The organism is Bittarella sp. HCP28S3_D9 (assembly GCF_052065655.1).
GTDB classification, from domain to species: domain Bacteria; phylum Bacillota; class Clostridia; order Oscillospirales; family Ruminococcaceae; genus Bittarella; species Bittarella massiliensis.
The window spans coordinates 1-18,422 of record NZ_JBQHTP010000006.1 but is presented as its reverse complement, the minus strand read 5'-3'; the positions used below and the strand labels follow the sequence as shown (position 1 = coordinate 18,422).

Below are 18,422 nucleotides of genomic sequence, written 5' to 3'. Positions count from 1 at the left end.
AAAAGGCCCCCGCTCGCGAGAGAGCGGGGGCCGGTCGCCTGTTTGTGGGGGCGGTCAGACGGTTTCGGGCTCGTCCTCCCCGTCCAGGTCCAGTTTGACGTAGTGGCGGTACAGGTCGCGGTAGCTGTCGTTTTCCCGGTCGTTGATCAGGCCGATGGCGACAGCCGCCAGGGCGATGACGATGAGCAGTTTCAGCAGGCCTTTCACAGGTATGTCCTCCCTTTTGGCCCTGGGCGGCAGAGCGCCCGGGGCGGTTGAGTCGCGCCGTTTGGTCCAGTATACACCCTAGAGGCGCAAAAATTCAATATCGCAGAAGCCGTCGGTGCGGTAGACCGAGAGGTTTTCCCGCTCCTCCACCGGGGAGACGGTGCCGAAATGGGCCATCTTGGGGTTTTGGCAGCAGATGTACAGGTTCCCCTTCATCACCGTGGTCTCGTCCAGCTGGTGAGCGCCGTAGAGCCGCTCGAAGAGCCGCTCGGAGAGGAGGAAGGTGCACCCCCAGTAGACCCCGATCTCGTTGTAGCCGCCCTGGGTGAGGGGGGTGAAGTCGGCACAGATCTCCCGGGTCAGGTCGTCGACGATCTCGGCCCCGTCGCAGAGGGTGGCGAGGAACCCGCCGTAGATGTCGCAGGTGACGTTGATGTAGTAGCGGCTGGCCTGGGGAAAGGGGTCAAGGGAGAAGGAGGCGCAGCAGTTTTGGAAGATGTCCCCTTCGTCCCGCTGGATGGGGATCAGGTCGGGATTTTCAAAGACGGCGTGGTTGACGTAGAGGCCGACCCCTGCAACCGCAGCCAGGCGGGTGTGCATAAAGGGCTTGAAAGAGCCCTTCTCCTGGGGAAAGTCGGTGGGATAAACGGCGGGCAGCATGTCGAAAGCCGGCATGGAGTCCTGCAAAACGGCGGTGATCTTCACAGGGCAAAGTCCCCCTTTGCGCGATTTTGGAGCGGCGGGAGCGCCTTCCCCGCGCCGCAAATACCCTTACAGTATAGCACAATTTTCGCTGAAAAGGGGGAAATTGCCGCGGTGGATACAAAAAAACCGGTTGTCTTTTCCCGCCTCTGCGTGGTATGATGGGGGCGGCCAGCGGGCTTTGCCCCCTGCCCATCACAAAAAAGAGGAGAGCTGCCTTTTGAAGCGTTCCAACCAGTCGGAGATTGCGCCAAACCGGGAGGTTTGCGCAAACTGATCTCCGCGATCCTCCCGACAGAGCGACCCCGCTTTTAGGAGGACTTTCCGTGAATCGCGAAAACAAGAGAAGACAAAAAGACCCAGGGTATTACCGGACCCACCGCTGCCAAGAGGTCTTTACCTGCAAGGTGTGCGGCCGGCAGGTGGTGCCCGAGGGGGCCGGCAGCGGCCACCGCAACCACTGTCCCAACTGTCTGCACAGCCTGCACGTCGACGACCGGCCCGGCGACCGGGCTGCCTGCTGCGGCGGGATCATGGAGCCGGTGGGCGTCTGGGTGCGGGCAGGCGGTGAGTGGGCGATCATCCACCGCTGCCGGCGCTGCGGACACCTCTCGTCCAACCGGGTGGCGGCCGACGACAACCCCATGAAGCTGATGTCCATCGCCCTCAAGCCCTTGGCGCTGCCCCCCTTCCCCCTCGAGCGGGTGGAGGAGCTCATCGCCCTGATGGGCGGCGAGGGCAGCTTGAAGGGGTAGAAATTGCAAAAAAAGCGGCGAGCGCGTGCTCGCCGCTTTTGGCGTCTCTTGGCAAATCAGCCCACCAGGACCTTGCCCTCGGGCATGACCTGGTTTTTTTTGCGCCCGCCCCGGCCGGAGGCCAGGGAGATGGCGAGGGAGGCGGGACCGACCCGGCCGATGAACATGGTGAGCATGGTGATGATGTGGGTGAGGGCGTTCCCCTCGCCGGTGAGCCCGTCGGAGAGGCCCACGGTGCCAAAGGCCGAGCAGGCCTCGAAGATGGCGTTGATGGGGGTGTTGAACTCGCTGCGGGGGATGGAGTAGAACATCACCGAGGAGGTGATGAAGACCACCACCAGGGCCAGCGCAGAGATGGTGAGGGCCTTGTAGACGGTCTTGTGGTCGATGCGCCGCTTGAGGATGACGGTGTTCTCCCGCCCAGAGGAGAAGCTGAGGATGGTCATGACGATGACGGCGAAGGTGGTGACCTTGATGCCGCCGCCGGTGGAGGCGGGGCCCGCGCCGATGAACATCAGGATGCTGGCCACCAGTTTGGTAAAGCCCGACATGGCGTTGAGGTCGATGGAGTTAAAGCCCGCCGTCCGGCAGGAGATGGACTGAAAGAGCCCGGCCCCCAGCTTTTCGGGGACGGAGAGGGGCCCCATGGTGGAGGGGTTGTTCCACTCCAACACGCAGAAGAGGAGGGTGCCCAACAGGATGAGGAGGGCGGTGATGAAGAGGACGATCTTGGTGTGCAGCCGCAGTTTTTTGGTGTGGCGGAGACCGTAGAGGTCGGCCCAGACCAAAAAGCCCAGGCCGCCGATGACGATCAGGGCGCTGATGGTGCCGATGACGATGGGGTCGCCGGTGTAGTGGATCAGGCTGCTGTAGGCCCCCTCGTGGCCCAGAATGTCAAAGCCCGCGTTGCAGAAGGCCGACACCGCCAGGAAGAAGGCGGTCCACAGCCCCTGCACAAAGCCGTAGCGGGGGATAAAGCTGAGGCAGAGCAGCAGGGTGCCGCAGCCCTCGATGAGCAGCGAGGCCTTGACCACCATTCGCACCAGGTGGGGCAGCCCGCTGACCGAGGAGGCGCTGATGGACTCCTGTGCCAGGGACATGTTCTTGAAGCGCATCTTCTTGCCCACCGCCACGCTGAAAAAGGTGACGAAGGTGATGAGCCCCAGCCCGCCGATCTGAATCAGGCAGAGGATGACCAGCTGCCCGAAAAAGCTGAAGTGCAGGTAGGTGTCCACCACGATCAGCCCGGTGACGCAGGTGGCCGAGGTGGCGGTGAACAGGGCGTCCAAAAAAGGGGTGAACTCCCCGCTGCGCGAGGAGAGGGGCAGACAGAGAAGCAGCCCCCCCACGGTGATGACCAGCAGGAAGCTGGCGACGATGATCTGGGTGGGGGAGAGGGGCTTTTTGACCTTTTTTTCTACCGTTTGTTCCGACATGACAGCAATCTCTCTTCTCTTTTAAATTTTTGCCTATCGAACCACTGAAACGGCGCTCCGGGCACGGAAGGCGATGGGCCTGCCGCGCCGGAGCGAACTGCCTATCAGTATAGCAAATCCCCATTTTCTTTACAACAAGTTTAGGCTTCTTTTTCCTCTCTTAACGCTTTCTTAATACCCCCCTTCGGGGCGGGGCGGGCATTGCTTTTGAAAGGGGAGTCTGCTATAATAATGGACAGCCGACCGACTCGCAGCGCGGGCCGGAGAGGCCCCTTTGCATCTGCGCTTGTAACTCAGCTGGATAGAGTGCATCCCTCCTAAGGATGAAGCCGGGGGTTCGAATCCCTTCAAGCGCGCCAGCGGCAAGTTGCCGCACCCAAGTTGCACACCTCACTTTGTGGGGTGTGTTTTCTTTTGCGCCTGTGCTGAAACGGGTATCGGGTATCTATTTCGTCAACGCTTTCCGCACCTGCGGTGGGCAAGACGCGCGCCGCAGGTTTTTTTCTATTGTTTTTCGATAGTGCCCGCGTCTTTAATGGGCACCTATTTTGTCGACCCTTCTTGGCAGGCTGGGCTCGCACGCAATTCGCGCTCCTCCCGATCGTGGGGAGCCGTTTTGTTTTTGCCCGCGTTTTCAGTGGGCACCCATCTTGTCAGCACTTCTCAGCGGCGGGCTGCCGCGCCCAAGTCGCACACTCACTTAGGGGGGCTTTTGCGCCCGCGCCGAGGGGGGCTCCTATTTTGTCAAGGCTTTTCCCTTTTACGGCTAGAAGGTGGAGATGAAAACAGGGCGACGTTTCACAGAGCGGAAAAATGTGCTGGAAGCACGTCTTTTAGCCTGTGGGTAGGATTTCAACGCTTCCGCCAGCAGCAAGTTGCTGCACCTAAGTCGTATCGTATATCTCACCCTGTGGTGTGTGTTTTCTCTTGTACCCGCGCCGGGGCAGGCCTCTTTTTGTCAACATCTCCTGCAGCGCCGCGGACCTTCTGCCGTTTGTGGCGACTTTTCTCTTAAAAAAGTTGTCGGCGTGCGCCGCCGCTCCTCCTTCCCGAAAAGGGCCGCGCTTGCCACGGCCGTTCGCAAGCGCGCCCACAACGCCTCTGCGGCGCTGCCGACCTTGTGCGGACTTTCTTTTCTGTGGCAACCTGCGGCTATCCTGCTCGCCAAGGGTTTCCGCCGCCAGGACAAAGTCCGCTTTGTTCCGACTCACTTTTTGCCTTCGGCGGGAACCAAGCCATACGCCTGCTTCTTCTCTCTCGCATGGAGGACATGCTCGCGATGGCCTTGGTGCACCGCCGACCTTTTGCGGGTCAGCGCTGCGGCAACCTGCGGGAGTCCTGTTCGCCAGCGCCTCCCGGGCGGGCTGAGCCTGCCCCCCAATTGCGCGCCTCGCTTGGCGGGTGCGCTCTGTTTTTTGCGCCGATGTCTTTGTTGGGGACCTTTTTATGGTGCAAACCCGCGCCGGCAGTGGGCGAAGCAGTTTGCGCCCGCCCTTTTTGTGGTTTTGCCGCCGAGGTTTGGAGTGGGCGGCTGTTTGACGGGCGTTTCCCAGCGGCAGGTAGCCGCGCCCCCTTCGGCGGCTCTCCCCCCTTTTTGTGCCTGCGCGGGGGCAGATGCCCTTTTGGCAGCACGGGTCGGCGCTGTGAACCGCGCACCTCTTGCCGCTTTTTTTGCGAGGGGCGCCACGTCCACTTTGCTGCGGCGCCTCTCCCGCAAGGGGGGCTCTCCCCACCCTTTTGGCCTTTGACTCGCTGTCGCCCTTTGCAAGTTGGGATTTTTTGATTTTCCGGCCCCTGTTTCCAGATGGCCTGTCCCCCCACTCGGCCCTAAAACACATTGACAAATGTCTATGGATGTGATAACATATAGACGGAAATCTATGTGAGGTGAATGCAGTGCAGGAGATGGACATGGCCTTGATCTGCAAGGCGCTTGGCGACGCCAACAGATTAAAGATTGTCAAGATGCTGTCGGACGGGGAGAAGTGCGGCTGCAAGCTGCTGGAGGCCTTTGAAATCACCCAGCCGACGCTCTCCCACCACATGAAAATTTTGTGCGAGTGCGGTTTGGTGGAGACGCGCCGGGAGGGCCGGTGGTCGCACTACTCCCTAAGCGGTGAGACGCTGTCCGCATTCCAGGCCTTTATTGGGGGCCTCAACGGCACGAGGGGCGGTGACTGCGGGTGTCGGTAGTTTGGACTTTTTTTCAGGAGCAGCTTCTCGGCATGAAGTGGCTGAATGCACTGATCGGCGCGGGGCTCTCTGCCCTGGGGGTGGACACCGCCGGGCGGGTTGGCGGCAGCGTGCAGTTCTTTCTCTACGATGTCGCAAAAATCGCGGTGCTGCTCTGCCTTTTGATTTTTCTCATCAGCTATATTCAGAGCTACTTCCCGCCGGAGCGCAGCAAGAAAATCCTGGGGCGATTTCGCGGGATAGGGGCGAATGTCGTCGCCGCGCTGTTGGGGACGGTCACCCCCTTCTGCTCCTGTTCCTCCATCCCGCTGTTTATTGGGTTCACCAGCGCCGGGCTCCCCCTCGGCGTGACCTTTTCTTTTTTGATTTCGTCCCCGATGGTCGATCTCGGGAGTCTCCTCTTGCTCTCCAGCATTTTCGGCTGGAAAATCGCCCTCGCCTATGTGGCGGTCGGCCTGGTGATTGCCGTTGTGGGCGGCACATTGATCGAAAAATGGCAGATGGAGAGGTATGTGGAGTCCTTTATCAAAACTGCGGGCGCGGTCGACATTGAAGCCCCCTCGCTGACGCAGGGAGAGCGGCTGATTTACGCGAGGGACCAGATGCTCGCCACCTTTAAAAAGGTGTTCCCCTACATCCTCGTAGGGGTGGGGATCGGCGCCGTCATCCACAACTGGATCCCCGAGCACTGGGTCGAGGCCGTTTTGGGGAGCGGCAACCCCTTGGGCGTGGTCCTTGCGGCGATTATCGGCGTGCCGATGTACGCGGACATCTTCGGGACGATCCCCGTGGCGGAAGCACTGCTCTCCAAGGGGGCGCAGCTGGGCACCGTTCTCAGCTTTATGATGGCGGTGACGACGCTGTCCCTCCCCTCGCTGATCATGTTGCGAAAAGCGGTGAAGTCCAAATTGCTGGCGCTCTTCATCGGCATCTGCACAGGGGGGATCATCGCGGTCGGCTACCTGTTCAACATCTTTCAGTATCTATTTATTTAGGAGGGATCACCGTGCATTTGTTTGGAAGAAAGAAGAAGGAGAGCGGTTGTTGTGGGGGTGGCTGCAACGGCCGGGCCGCGCGGCCGGCGCAGGGCGGAAAGACCGCCGGTGCGGGCGTAAAAATCCTCGGCTCGGGCTGCGCCAAGTGCAACCAGTTGGAGGCGAACGCGCTAGAGGCGCTAAAGGCCCTCGGCATGGACACGGCGATCGACCACGTCACCGACTTTGCGCAGATCGCGGCGTACGGCGTGATGACGACCCCCGCCCTTGTGGTGGATGGAAAGGTGGTCTCTTTTGGCAAGGTGCTGAAAACCGAAGAGGTGATTGCCCTTTTGAAAGAGGCGAGGGGAGGGCCCACCCGGTAGGGAGCGCTGTCGCCCGCCGGCCCAAACGGCCCGGCCTGCCCCGGCGGAGGATTTTGCACCTGGCGGCGCCCTGCCGCAAAGGGGGCATGTTCCCTCCCCCAAAGGGGAAATCACGCACTGCCTTTAAAAGCCCTGGGGCCCGGTCTGCCCCGGGGCTTTTTTCGTGGGCTGCGCGCCCGCAGCCGCCCCTAACAAACGGCCTTGCGCCGCCCCACCCTGGCCGGTGGCGCTTTGCTTTTTGGCAGGGGGTATGCTATAATGATGGCAATTTATTGGCGGGGCCCGCCGCCCCAGCGCCCGCTTGCCGGGGGAGGCGGGGGGCGGGTCCGCCCCATTCCAACACCGCTCTCTTTTAAAAGGAGGAGTTTTCGTGCAGCGCATTCCCGACCGCGTGGTCATCAAGGTGGGGACTTCCACCCTTACATACAGCACCGGCCACCTGAACATCCGCCGCATCGAGGCCCTGGTAGAGGCCATTTCCGACATTAAAAATTCGGGCAAACAGGTGATCTTGGTCTCTTCCGGCGCCATCGGCGTGGGGATGAGCAAGCTGCAGATGCGCGACCGGCCCACCGACATCCCCTCCAAGCAGGCGGCGGCCGCGGTGGGGCAGTGCGAGCTGATGTACATGTACGACAAGCGCTTTTCCGTCTACAACCACGTGGTCTCCCAGGTGCTTTTGACCCGGGACATCATCGACCAGGACGAGCGCCGGCACAACGCCCGCAACACCCTGAACCGGCTGTTGGAGCTGGACGTCATCCCCATCATCAACGAAAACGACACCATCTCCACCGACGAGATCAAGTTCGGCGACAACGATGCCCTCTCGGCCATGGTGGGGGAGCTGGTGGGCGCCGACAAGCTGATCATCATGTCCGACATCGACGGGCTGTTTGACAAGGACCCCCGCCAGGACCCCACCGCCCAAATCATCCGCCGGGTCGAGAAAATCGACGAGCGGGTGCGGGCCATGGCCGGCGGGGCCGGCAGCCGCCGGGGCACCGGCGGCATGATCACCAAGATCCACGCCGCCGAGATCTTCACCGCCACCGGCGGCGACATGGTCATCATCAACGGCGGCGACCCCCGGCTCCTCTACGACGTCTTTGACGGCAAGCCGGTGGGCACCACCTTTGTGGGACAGGAGGGAGAGAAATGACCGATTTGACAGCCCTCGGCGGCCGCGCCAAGGCGGCTGCCCGCGAGTTGGCCCTGCTGGACAGCGGGGAGAAAAACCGGCTGCTGGCCGCCGTGGCCCAGCAGGTGCGCGACGACTGCGCCGCCATCTTACAGGCAAACGGGGAAGACGTGGCCGCCGCCCGGGAGGCGGGGATCAGCGAATCCCTCATCGACCGGCTGCTCCTCAACGAGCAGCGGGTACTGGCCATGGCCGACGCGGCCGAGCAGGTCGCGGCGCTGCCCGACCCGGTGGGCCGGGTGCTGGGGGGCCAGCGGCTGCCCAGCGGACTGGAGATGACCAAGGTCTCCACCCCCCTGGGGGTCTGCGGCATCATCTACGAGGCCCGCCCCAATGTCACCCTGGACGCGGCGGCCCTCTGCCTCAAGTCCTCCAACGCGGTCATCCTCAAGGGCGGCAAAGAGGCCCTTCGCTCCAACCGGGCCGTCGTCGCCTCGGTGCGGGCGGCTCTGGCCGTCGCGGGGCAAAACCCCGACTTCGTCCAGCTCATCGAGGACAGCGCCCGCGAGACCACCAGCGCCTTTATGAAGCTAAACGGCTACCTGGACGTGCTGATCCCCCGCGGCGGGGCGGGGCTGATCCGGGCGGTGGTGGAGAACGCCACCGTCCCGGTCATCGAGACCGGCACCGGCAACTGCCACATCTACGTGGAGGGCACGGCCGACCTGGAGATGGCCGCCGACATTGCCTACAACGCCAAGGTCTCCCGCCCCTCGGTCTGCAATGCGGCCGAGACCTTTTTGGTGGACCGGTCGGTGGCCGCCCAGTGGCTGCCCATGATTGCCGGGCGGATGGACGCCTCCCCCCGGGTGGAGATCCGCGGCTGCCCCGAGACCTGCGCCATCCTGGGCGAGCGGGCCGTTCCTGCCGTCGAGAGCGACTGGGAGCGCGAGTTTTTGGACTACGTCGTCGCGATCAAGGTGGTGGACGGCTTTGAAGAGGCTGTCGCCCACATTCAGCGATACACCACCGGCCACAGCGAGTGCATCGTCACCCGGGACTACGAGAAGAGCCGGGCCTTCTGCCGCCGGATCGACGCGGCGGCGGTCTACGTCAACGCCTCGACCCGCTTTACCGACGGCGGGGAGTTCGGCATGGGGGCGGAGATCGGCATCTCCACCCAGAAGCTGCACGCCCGTGGGCCCATGGGGCTGGAACAACTGACCACCCACAAGTACATCCTGCAGGGTGACGGCCAAATTCGATAGGAGCTGATCTTTTGTCTGCACGCAAACACAAGCTTTCCAAGAAGGGAAAAGCCCGCCTGGCGGGGTACACCATCCTCGGCCTGGCGGTCTTGGGGGTTGCCTTTTTGGTGTTTTTGGGCACCAAAGGGGTGCAGTTCCTCTTAGACGACAGCGACAAGCGGCTGGAGTACCAGAAGTTCATCGAGCCGGTGGTCATGCTCGACCCGGTCCCCTTTGACTCCCCCGACCAAGCAAACCCCGACTTTTTGCTACAGTCGGCGGTCTGGGCGGTGCTAAAAAACGAGGACACCAGCCGCTACGCCACCGACCAGACCGGCGCTGTGCTGCTGCCGGCGGCCGACGTCGACCTCTACGGCGCCAAGCTCTACGGCAGCGACATCAAGCTGGAGCACAAGAGCTTTGGCGACGACACCATGAAATTTCAGTACGACACCGCCACCCAGTGCTACCGGCTGCCCGCCACCGGCCTGATGGGCTACTACACCCCCCTGGTCTCCAAGATGGAGAAGCGGGGGAAGATCATCCGCCTGACGGTGGGCTATGTGGCTGCGGGCAGCGCCTGGACCGGCGACGCCGACGGAAACATCTACCAGCCCGAGGTCGACAAGACCATGATCTACACCCTCGCCAAGACCAGCGACGGCAGCTATGTCATCCACTCCATCGCCGAGGCGGCCGAGGATGAGGCGGTCAAGAATGAGCAGAAGAAGGGGAGCAGCAGCGCCTCTTCCAGCGCCCCCGCCGCGGGGGATGGCACCACCCCCGCCCCCGGCACCGAGAACAGCCCCCAGGAGGACACCACCAGCGGGGAGGCGGCAGCCCCTGCCGCTGCCTGACAGAGGAATAGAAGAGCAGGGTCCGATCCGGCGGGCCCTGCTCTTTTTGACAATTGAATATTACAAATTGTATTAAAGTATATAACTTATACTTTTATTCGGGGATGGCGAAGAGGCGACGGGCGTTTTCGTTGGTGACCCGCAGGATTTCCTCCACCTCCACCCCCTTGATTTCAGCCAGCCGGGCGGCGGTGTGGGGGATCATCCGGGAGTCGCAGCGCTTGCCCCGCAGGGGCACCGGGGCCATGTAGGGGCAGTCGGTCTCGACGAGGAGCCGCTTCAGGGGCACCTGGGCCGCCGCCTCCACCGGCTTTTTGGCGTTTTTGAAGGTCACCGAGCCGGTGAAGCCGATGTGGTAGCCCAGCTTCAGGTACTCCCGGGCGGTCTCGGCCGAGCCGGAGAAGCAGTGGACCACCCCGCGGCAGCGGTGGCGGCGGACGATTTCCAGGGTGTCGGCCGACGCCTCCCGGCTGTGGATGATCACCGGCAGGTCCAGCGCCTCGGCCAGGGCCATCTGCTCCTCAAAGACGGCCTTCTGCACCGCCCGGGGGGAGAAGTCGTAGTGGTAGTCCAGCCCGATCTCCCCGACGGCCACCGCCTTTTCGTTTTCCCGGGCGGCGCGTTCCAGGTAGCGCAGGTAGTCGCTCCCCGCCACCTCCTGCGCGGGGTGGGGGGTGCACCCCCACGCTGCAGTAGAAAAAGGGCCAGCGGCGGGTCAGGGCGAGGGAGCTCTCGCAGGAGGGCAGGTCGCAGGCGGCGTTGAGGACCAGTTCCACCCCGCTGCCGGGCAGGGAGGCAATGAGCTCCTCCCGGTCGGGATCAAAGCGCTCGTCGTCGTAGTGGGCGTGTGAATCAAAAATCGGTTGCACAGTCGATCCTCCAGACAGTTGTTGCAAGAGAAGGGGGGGGGCACCAACGCCCGCCCCCCGTTCTGGGGTGTTAGTTGCTAGCAGACGCTGCAGCCGGGGGCGATGTTGTCGCCCAGCAGGAGCACCTGGATCGAGTCGCCCTTCTCCGCCGAGAGGATCATCCCCTCGCTGATCTCGCCCCGCAGCTTGACCGGTTTGAGGTTGGCGACCACCAGCACCGTCTTGCCGACGAGCTCTTCGGGCCGGTACCACTTGGCGATCCCAGAGACCACCTGGCGGCCCTTGCCGCCGTCGTCCAGCTGGAATTTCAGCAGCTTGTCGCTCCCCTTCACCGGCTGGCAGTCCAGCACCTTGCAGGGCAGCAGCTGCACCTTGCCAAAGTCGTCGATGGTGATGACGCCGGGGACCTTTTCCCCCTTTTCCGCGGCGGGTTCCTCCGCCGGGGCGGCGGCCTGTTTGGCCTTCTGCTCGGCCTCGAGGGCGGCCAGTTCCTTTTTGGCGTCGATGCGGGGGAAGAGGGTCTCGCCCTTGTGCACCTGCACCTCGGCGGGCAGGGCCCCAAAGACGCCGGCCTTGTCGTAGCTGGTCTCGGCCTCGCCCGCGCCGATCTGGGCGAAGATCTTCTCCACCGTCTGGGGCATGAAGGGGGTCAGCAGCTGGGCGCAGATGCGGATGCACTCCAGGAGGTTGTACATGACGGTGGCCAGCCGGTCCCGGTTGGCCTCGTCCTTGCAGAGCACCCAGGGGGCGGTCTCGTCGATGTACTTGTTGGTGCGGCTGACCACCTTGAAGACCTCGATCAGGGCCGACTGGAAGGCGTACTGCTCCATCTGCTCCTCATAGGCGGCCTTCAGGCCGGTGGCCAGGGAGATGAGCTCGTCGTCCAGCGGGTCGGCCTGCCGCCCGGCGGGCAGCTTGCCGCCAAAGTACTTCTCGACCATGGCCACGGTGCGGCTGACCAGGTTGCCCAGGTCGTTGGCCAGGTCGGCGTTGATGCGGCTGATGAGCAGCTCGTTGGTGAAGTTGCCGTCCGAGCCGAAGGGGAATTCCCGCATCAGGAAGTAGCGCAGGGCGTCGACCCCGTAGCGGTTGCAGAGGATCTCCGGGTCCACCACATTGCCGAAGGACTTGCTCATCTTCCCGCCGTCGATGAGCAGCCAGCCGTGGCCGTACACCTTTTTGGGCAGGGGCAGGTCCAGCGCCATCAGCATGGCCGGCCAGATGATGGTGTGAAAGCGGGTGATCTCCTTGCCCACAAACTGCACGTCGGCGGGCCAGTACTTGTCAAAGTCGTGGTATCTGTCGTTGCCGTAGCCCAGGGCGGTGATGTAGTTGGAGAGGGCGTCGATCCAGACGTAGACCACGTGTTTGGGGTCGAAGTCCACCGGGACGCCCCAGCTGAAGGTGGTGCGGGAGACACAGGTGTCCTCCAGCCCGGGCTTTATAAAGTTGTTGACCATCTCGTTGAGGCGGGACTCGGGGGAGATGAAGTCGGGGTGTTCCTCGTAGTATTTCACCAGCCGGTCGGCGTACTTGGACAGCTTGAAGAAGTAGGCCTCCTCCTCGGCGTCCACCACCTCCCGGCCGCAGTCGGGGCACTTGCCGTCCACCAGCTGGCTCTCGGTCCAGAAGGACTCGCAGGGGGTGCAGTACTTGCCCTTGTAGACCGACTTGTAGATGTCGCCCTGCTCGTAGAGCTTGCGGAAGATCTTCTGCACCGACTCCACGTGGTAGTCGTCGGTGGTGCGGATGAAGCGGTCGTTGGAGATGTTCATCAGCTTCCACAGGTCCTGGATCCCGGCGACGATCTCGTCCACATACTGCTGGGGGGTGACCCCGGCGGCCTTGGCCTTCTGCTCGATTTTCAGGCCGTGCTCGTCGGTGCCGGTCAAAAACATCACATCAAACCCCTGCATTCGCTTGTACCGCGCCATGACGTCGGTGGCGACGGTGCAGTAGCTGTGTCCGATATGCAGTTTGTCGGACGGGTAGTAGATGGGCGTTGTAATATAAAATGTGTTCTTCTGACTCATTTTATATCCTCCTTTAGATGTGTAATGGATTTGATGTGTGTCTAATTTGTTATTATAGCAGAATTTGGGCGGGCAAGAAAGGTGTATCGGGCAGAAAAAGCGCGGCAATTTGCAAATGGGGGCGGATTTGCCCGCCTTTTGGGCGGGCCGATTGCAGGATCTCCCCGGGGGTGATATGATGGAAAAAACGAGCGAGGAGGGAAATGCCGTGCGACACATCCTCATTGACACCGACACCGGCTCCGACGACGCGGTGGCCATCGTCATGGCCCTGCACTGCCCGGGGGTCCGGGTCGAGGCGATCACCGCCGTGGCGGGCAACGTCCCGCTGGAACAGGCCGGGCGCAACGCCCGCATCGCCGTGGAGTGGGCGGGCCCGGCCCGGCCGCCGGTCTACCTGGGCTGCGGCGGGCCGATGCTGCGGGAGCTGACCTACGCCTACGAGACCCACGGCCGGGACGGGATGGGGGACATCGGCATCCCCGACCCGCAGATGCCCCTGGCCGCCGGCCACGGGGCCGACGTCATCATTGAGCTGGCCCGGCGCTTTGCCGGGGAATTGGAGATCGTGGCCCTGGGGCCGCTGACCAACCTGGCCCTGGCCCTGCTGCGGGAGCCGCGGGTGGCCGGCTGGATCAAACAGCTGACGGTGATGGGCTCGGCCGGCTTTGGCCCGGGCAACGTCACCCCCACGGCCGAGTTCAACATCTGGGCCGATCCCGAGGCCTGTGCCGTGGTGCTGCGCGCGGGCATCCCCCAGCTCTACGCCGGGTGGGACCTCTGCTGCGGCGAGGCCGTCCTCACCGAGGGGGAGATCGAGGGGGTGCTGGCGGAGGGCAGCCCCTGCGCCCAGCTGTGCATCCGCTGCAACCGCTGCCTGATGGAGCTCAACACCCGCCGCTTTGGCTCCCCCTGTTTGGACATGGCCGACCCGGTGGCCATGGCGGTGGCCCTCTGGCCGGAGCTCGTCAAGGAGAGTCTGCCCTGTTTTTCCTATGTCAACACCGGCGAGGGGCTGGACAGGGGCCAGCTGGTATTCGACTGGACCGGCGCCGCCGAGCGCCCCGCCAACGCCGCGGTGGTGCGCGCCATCCACATCCCCGCCATGAAGCGGCGGCTGTTGGAGGCCATCGCGTGAGAGAGAACGGGCGGGGGCTTGACCCGCTGGTCGCCGGGCTTCGCCCCTGCGATCGCTGCGAACAAGTTGGGACCGGCGGATGGATGCCGCGACAAACGGATAGAGGGAGGAAATGGCTGTGGAATGGGAGATCCGCACTGCGCTGAAGGGGATCGTGCGCCGGGGGGAGAGGATACTCGTCCTCCGCCGCTCGGACAGCGACGAGATCGGGCCGGGGACCTGGGAGTTCCCCGGCGGCAAGATCCGCTTTGGGGAGGAGCTGGAGGAGGCCCTTCTGCGGGAAATCGAAGAGGAGAGCGGCCTGGCCGTCGAGCCGGGGGAACTGCTCTACGCCACCACCTTCCACCCAGCCCCCCACCGGCAGATCGTGCTGCTCAGCTATGCCTGCTACTGGACGGGGGGCGAGGTGGCCCTGTCGGAGGAGCACCAGGAGGCCCGCTGGGCCACCCGGGAGGAGCTGGGAGAGCTGCTGCCCACCTCCATCCTGGCCGATTTGGAGCGCTGGGACGTCTGGGATCGGTTGGGACTGGCCTGAATTTCAGAGAGGGGCGGAGGCGCAAAGAGGGGCGGGCTTCATCTTGCGTGCCACGTGTCCCGTTTGAACGGCTTTTCGGGAGGGGAGGCTGCGTCCGGCGCGGCCCCCTGCGGTGAAAAGGGCGGGGAGAGCAGGGGAAACGGCCCTCCCCCGCCCTTTTTTTGTGCAGGCCGTAGATGGGGAGAGGATGCCCCAATTCCGCGGCGGGGATGGGCAAAAGAAGGAAAAATAGCGCAAAAGCGGTAAAAGATTGGCTCAATTGAGATATATTTGTTGCAATTCTTTACAAAGCGCGTTATACTATTAACAAATTAAGGCGTAGCTTTTCATTCGCGGATGAAATCGAGAAAAGAGCACGGTTTTTTAGCAGGTCTGTCTAGGACAGACCTGCTTTTTTTGTGCACAAATTCAAAAAATTGAAATGAACGAAAAAGCACACCTTTCAAACTGGAAAATTTGAATTGAGGAGTTGAATTTGCCATGAAGATGCAAAAGCGGTTGCTCTGCATCGCGCTGGCTCTGGTTTTGGCGGTGGGCAACCTGCCGGTTGTCCTGGCGGAGGGCGAGCCTTCGGTCACCTCCACCATCGGCATCGAGCCGGGCTACGCAAACGAGATACAGCAGGGCGAGAGCGGGTACCAAAACGGTTACCACACCTACACCTTCCCCGAGTTGGAGGTGACCCAGCCGGGCAACCAGCCCATCAAGAGCGTGGTGGTGCAGTTCTCGCGGGCCATCCAGTCCGGGGACGCCATCCAGGCGGCAAACCCGGCCGCGGCGGGCATCACCTCGGTGAGCGCCGGGGGCTGGGTGACCAACTGCGTCCTCACCAGCGCCAGCGGGTTGACCGCCCAGCAGTGGCAGGATTACCTGCGCCAAAACCTGCAGGTGCGCCTGACCAACACCTCGGCCGTGGTGCGCAGCCTTCGCTTCTCGGTGAGTGTGGAGCAGCTCAACAGCGTCTACCACTACAACGAGGACAACGGCCACTACTACCTGGCCGTGCCCACCGCCGTCAACTGGCCCACCGCCTATCAGCTGGCCTCCCAGCAGAGCTATTTGGGGCGGCAGGGGTACCTGGTGACCGTCACCTCTCAAGCCGAGCACGACTTTGTCTACTCCCTGATCGGCACCAACTGTTGGACCGGCGCCACCTGTCTGGATCAGTACACCGGCCACCCGGGCAGCTACGGGTCTGCCAAGGCGGACTACTACTGGGTCACCGGGCCGGAGGCCGGGCAGTTGATGTGGTCGGGTGCGTATAAGCAGACAAACTCCAACAACCCGGAGAGCTCGAAGATGTACACCAACTGGTCCACCGGTGAGCCCAACAATTCAGGTGGCGAGCAGTGCATGCACTTTTACTCTAGCCAGCAGGGGAAATGGAACGACTTTTCCAAAGACACCAACTGCGCCTATGTGGTGGAGTTCGGCGGGCTGGAGGGGGACAGCGAGGGGATCACCGACACCTCCAGCACCACCGATATGGCCCTGGACATGACCGGCAAGACCCTGGGGGTCAACTGCTCCGACATCACCTACGGCGGCGCGGTCGTCCCCAGCACCAACGTCAACGGCAAGCCCTTTGAGGAAGAGGTAATCTATACCTATTATAAAAAGCAGCCGGACGGCAGCTTTGCCAAGATCGATGGGGCACCCAGCGACGCCGGCACCTACAAGGTGGAGGTGACCAAGCCGGACGACGCCACCTACACCGGCTCCAGCAAGACCTTCACCATCTACCCCAAGGTGATCACCGCCGCTGATTTGGGCATCTCCCCCACCGTCAAGCCCTATGACGGCACCAACCAGTTTTTGGGGTCGGTGAGCATCTCCGCCGCCGTGGCGGGGGACGAGCTGTCCGTCCAGTTTGACAGCAGTTCGGGCTACAACTCGCCCGAGGTGGCGGACGCCGACACCATCACCCTCACCGGCCTGACCCTGGCCGGGGCGGACGCGGGCAACTACACCTTGGAGCCCGACCGCCTGGAGGTGACCGGCTCCATCACCCCGCGGGAGGTGTGGGTGGGCCCCACTGCCGACCCGAGCGAGAAAAAGGTGGGGGAGGCCATCCCCCGCTACGGGGTGCAGTGGCTGCAAAAGCCGAGTGCCCGCACCGCCGCGGCAGACCCCTTTGCCCGCCCGGTGAGCGACCTGGGCACCCCCTCCTTCACCTGCCAGAACAGCGCCGGGGTAGAGTTGAGCGAGACCAGCCCGGCCGGCACCTACTACCTCTGCGTGGTGGGTTTTACCGACGGAAGCGACATCTGGCAAAACCCCAACTACCAGGTGCACCTGGTCAACCCGGCCACCGTGGTGGTCACCCAGGACCAGGGCGAGTACCAAATCACCGGCGAGCGCAAAAATAACAGCGGCTGGTTCACCGGCCCGGTGACCGCTGCCCCCACCGCCGAGAGCGACTACCGGCAGATCGCCGACTTGCTGGCGGGGAGCCCCGCCGTTTGGGGGAGCGAGCAGATCATCACGGGAGACGGCCTTCACCAGCTGCAGTTGCAGCTGAAAAAAGAGGACACCGGCGCGGTGACCGACCCGGCCGACGAGGTGGTGAAAATCGACGCCACCGCCCCTGTATTGGATGAAGACCGGGACATTTCGACTGCCTACCGGGACGGAAAGAGCCATCCGGTCCTGCCCCCCATGGACGGGTTTGAGCGGGTGTACAACACCCCCATCGACCTGCTGGTACACGCCGCCGACGCCACCAGCGGGCTGGCCTCCATCCAGTACGCGCTGCACGCCACCGCCGACCCGGCGGAGGTCTACACCCCCGCCGCCCAGGAGTGGCGCAGCGACCTGACCCCCGACGGCAGTGGAAAGATCGCCATCCCCTTTACCAGCGACTTTCGGGGGATCGTCTACCTGAAGGCGGTGGACGTGGCCGGCAACGAGACGGTTGTGGCCTGCCCGCTGCTCGTCGACCTGACCCCGCCGGCAGTTTCTGGCGCGCAGAACGGCGGCATCTACTACGTGAAAAAAGACCTGCAGGTGAGCGATTTCAACTTGCAGCAGGTGATCGTCATCCAGGACGGGGTGATCGTCCACCAGGCGACGGCCGGCCAGGGACAGGAGCGGGTCGACCTGACCCTGCCCAGCGGCGAGGAGCCGGCGGATTACACCGTTTTGGCCTATGACAAGGCCGGACACGTGACCGAGTACAAGGTGTCCACCCGCCCCATCGGCGAGATCCCAGCCCCCATCGAGGACGTGACCGTCGACACCGTCACCGGCGACGACCGGGAGGAGATCGAGTCGGTCAAGGAGAAGGCCGAAGAGGTGAAAAACGACCCCGACGCCAGCGAGGAGCAGAAGAAGGAGCTGCAGGAGATCATCGACAACTGCGACGAGCTGCTGGACAAGCTGGACGAGGTGAAGGAGAAGATCGAAGAGGTCAAGAAGCCGGACGGGGGCAGCGAGCCTCTGGACCCCGGTGCGGTGGACAAGGAGAACAAGGACGACGCCCAGCAGGTGGTGGACAAGATCGAGGACCTGCTGGACGAAGAGGACAGCCACCTGACCGAGGAGGAGCGAAAGGAACTGGAGGACCTGGTCGACCAGCTGGAAGACGCCATCGGTGAAGTGGAGGAGGTGGAGCAGCTGGAGGAAGATGTTCGCCAGCTGCCGGAGGACCTGCGCGACGCCACTTCAGAGGAGCAGAAGGACATTTTGGACCGGTACAGCCAGCTCAGCGAGCACCAAAAAGAGATGATGGACCCGGCCCTGCGGGAGAGGATCGAGGCCCTGGTGGTGTACACCGGCGACGCCTCTTCCCCCCTGGGCTGGGGGCTGTTGGCAGCCCTGGGCGGCCTGGTGATGGCCGTCGCGGGCAAGCGCCGCCGCGAGGCGTAGGCGAAGGGATCTGAATAGCGCTTTTTGCAGATAAAGAGAGAGGGGGGGGGGGGGGGGGGGGGGGGGGGGGGGGGCGCGGGGG

The 18,422-nt window shown here is 63.2% G+C and carries 15 protein-coding genes, 1 tRNA gene and 1 pseudogene; 11 read left to right on the top strand and 6 right to left on the bottom strand.

What is annotated here, in order from left to right; all coding sequences use genetic code 11:
• Nucleotides 1-54: 54 nt before the first annotated feature.
• Both ACTNAU_RS04860 and ACTNAU_RS04855 read right to left on the bottom strand, forming a co-directional pair.
• The gene (locus ACTNAU_RS04860) at nt 55-207 is read right to left on the bottom strand and encodes a hypothetical protein (protein WP_154668936.1); all 153 of its coding nucleotides are present in this window, start codon (nt 205-207) and stop codon (nt 55-57) included.
• 78 nt (nt 208-285) lie between these two features.
• Nucleotides 286-912: a hypothetical protein gene (locus ACTNAU_RS04855; RefSeq protein ID WP_441097737.1), complete on the bottom strand. Its 627-nt coding sequence runs from the start codon at nt 910-912 to the stop codon at nt 286-288.
• Nucleotides 913-1,235: 323 nt separating this feature from the next.
• On the opposite strand from ACTNAU_RS04855, the gene ACTNAU_RS04850 reads away from it, so the two are divergent.
• Nucleotides 1,236-1,664, top strand: a complete 429-nt coding sequence (locus ACTNAU_RS04850) for an RNHCP domain-containing protein (protein WP_441097736.1) — start codon at nt 1,236-1,238, stop codon at nt 1,662-1,664.
• A gap of 56 nt (nt 1,665-1,720) precedes the next feature.
• On the opposite strand, the gene ACTNAU_RS04845 is transcribed toward ACTNAU_RS04850, so the two are convergent.
• Nucleotides 1,721-3,100, bottom strand: a complete 1,380-nt coding sequence (locus tag ACTNAU_RS04845) for a TrkH family potassium uptake protein (protein WP_185915576.1) — start codon at nt 3,098-3,100, stop codon at nt 1,721-1,723.
• 282 nt (nt 3,101-3,382) lie between these two features.
• Here ACTNAU_RS04845 and ACTNAU_RS04840 point away from each other — a divergent pair.
• The 7 genes from ACTNAU_RS04840 (at nt 3,383) to ACTNAU_RS04810 (ending at nt 9,898) form a co-directional block, all read left to right on the top strand.
• Nucleotides 3,383-3,459, top strand: a tRNA-Arg gene (locus ACTNAU_RS04840).
• A gap of 1,546 nt (nt 3,460-5,005) precedes the next feature.
• The gene (locus tag ACTNAU_RS04835; protein WP_441097785.1) at nt 5,006-5,293 is read left to right on the top strand and encodes an ArsR/SmtB family transcription factor; all 288 of its coding nucleotides are present in this window, start codon (nt 5,006-5,008) and stop codon (nt 5,291-5,293) included.
• Between the two features lie 32 nt (nt 5,294-5,325).
• The gene (locus tag ACTNAU_RS04830) at nt 5,326-6,288 is read left to right on the top strand and encodes a permease (protein WP_441097735.1); all 963 of its coding nucleotides are present in this window, start codon (nt 5,326-5,328) and stop codon (nt 6,286-6,288) included.
• A gap of 11 nt (nt 6,289-6,299) precedes the next feature.
• The gene (locus tag ACTNAU_RS04825; RefSeq protein WP_216400819.1) at nt 6,300-6,653 is read left to right on the top strand and encodes a thioredoxin family protein; all 354 of its coding nucleotides are present in this window, start codon (nt 6,300-6,302) and stop codon (nt 6,651-6,653) included.
• A 370-nt stretch (nt 6,654-7,023) separates the two neighbouring features.
• Nucleotides 7,024-7,815: a glutamate 5-kinase gene (gene proB / locus ACTNAU_RS04820; protein WP_185915579.1), complete on the top strand. Its 792-nt coding sequence runs from the start codon at nt 7,024-7,026 to the stop codon at nt 7,813-7,815.
• Nucleotides 7,812-9,062: a glutamate-5-semialdehyde dehydrogenase gene (locus tag ACTNAU_RS04815; RefSeq protein ID WP_185915580.1), complete on the top strand. Its 1,251-nt coding sequence runs from the start codon at nt 7,812-7,814 to the stop codon at nt 9,060-9,062. Before proB ends, ACTNAU_RS04815 begins: the two co-directional genes overlap by 4 nt.
• Nucleotides 9,063-9,073: 11 nt before the next feature.
• Nucleotides 9,074-9,898 carry a hypothetical protein gene (locus ACTNAU_RS04810; RefSeq protein ID WP_185915581.1) on the top strand — a complete coding sequence of 275 codons (825 nt, stop codon included), beginning with the start codon at nt 9,074-9,076 and terminating at the stop codon, nt 9,896-9,898.
• A gap of 94 nt (nt 9,899-9,992) precedes the next feature.
• Here ACTNAU_RS04810 and ACTNAU_RS04805 read toward each other — a convergent pair whose 3' ends face one another.
• From ACTNAU_RS04805 to metG, 3 genes and pseudogenes are all read right to left on the bottom strand, one after another.
• Entirely contained in the window at nt 9,993-10,553 is a 561-nt protein-coding gene (locus ACTNAU_RS04805) for a TatD family hydrolase (protein WP_441097734.1), read from the bottom strand.
• A gap of 100 nt (nt 10,554-10,653) precedes the next feature.
• Nucleotides 10,654-10,767, bottom strand: a pseudogene (locus ACTNAU_RS04800) (TatD family hydrolase); the annotation flags it as partial.
• A gap of 77 nt (nt 10,768-10,844) precedes the next feature.
• Nucleotides 10,845-12,800, bottom strand: a complete 1,956-nt coding sequence (gene metG / locus ACTNAU_RS04795; protein ID WP_441097733.1) for a methionine--tRNA ligase — start codon at nt 12,798-12,800, stop codon at nt 10,845-10,847.
• A 208-nt stretch (nt 12,801-13,008) separates the two neighbouring features.
• On the opposite strand from metG, the gene ACTNAU_RS04790 reads away from it, so the two are divergent.
• From ACTNAU_RS04790 to ACTNAU_RS04780, 3 genes are all read left to right on the top strand, one after another.
• Entirely contained in the window at nt 13,009-13,938 is a 930-nt protein-coding gene (locus ACTNAU_RS04790; RefSeq protein ID WP_441097732.1) for a nucleoside hydrolase, read from the top strand.
• Nucleotides 13,939-14,056: 118 nt separating this feature from the next.
• Nucleotides 14,057-14,473, top strand: a complete 417-nt coding sequence (locus ACTNAU_RS04785) for an NUDIX domain-containing protein (RefSeq protein ID WP_207721259.1) — start codon at nt 14,057-14,059, stop codon at nt 14,471-14,473.
• A 480-nt stretch (nt 14,474-14,953) separates the two neighbouring features.
• Nucleotides 14,954-18,340: a YDG domain-containing protein gene (locus tag ACTNAU_RS04780; RefSeq protein WP_441097731.1), complete on the top strand. Its 3,387-nt coding sequence runs from the start codon at nt 14,954-14,956 to the stop codon at nt 18,338-18,340.
• Nucleotides 18,341-18,422 lie beyond the last annotated feature (82 nt).

Bases quoted from the DNA above. Each gene is read 5' to 3' on its own strand.
- ACTNAU_RS04815 (WP_185915580.1), top strand. From the start codon at position 7,812: ATGACCGATTTGACAGCCCTCGGCGGCCGCGCCAAGGCGGCTGCCCGC.
- ACTNAU_RS04830 (WP_441097735.1), top strand. From the start codon at position 5,326: ATGAAGTGGCTGAATGCACTGATCGGCGCGGGGCTCTCTGCCCTGGGG.
- metG (WP_441097733.1), bottom strand. From the start codon at position 12,800: ATGAGTCAGAAGAACACATTTTATATTACAACGCCCATCTACTACCCG.
- ACTNAU_RS04835 (WP_441097785.1), top strand. From the start codon at position 5,006: ATGGACATGGCCTTGATCTGCAAGGCGCTTGGCGACGCCAACAGATTA.
- ACTNAU_RS04780 (WP_441097731.1), top strand. From the start codon at position 14,954: ATGAAGATGCAAAAGCGGTTGCTCTGCATCGCGCTGGCTCTGGTTTTG.
- ACTNAU_RS04845 (WP_185915576.1), bottom strand. From the start codon at position 3,100: ATGTCGGAACAAACGGTAGAAAAAAAGGTCAAAAAGCCCCTCTCCCCC.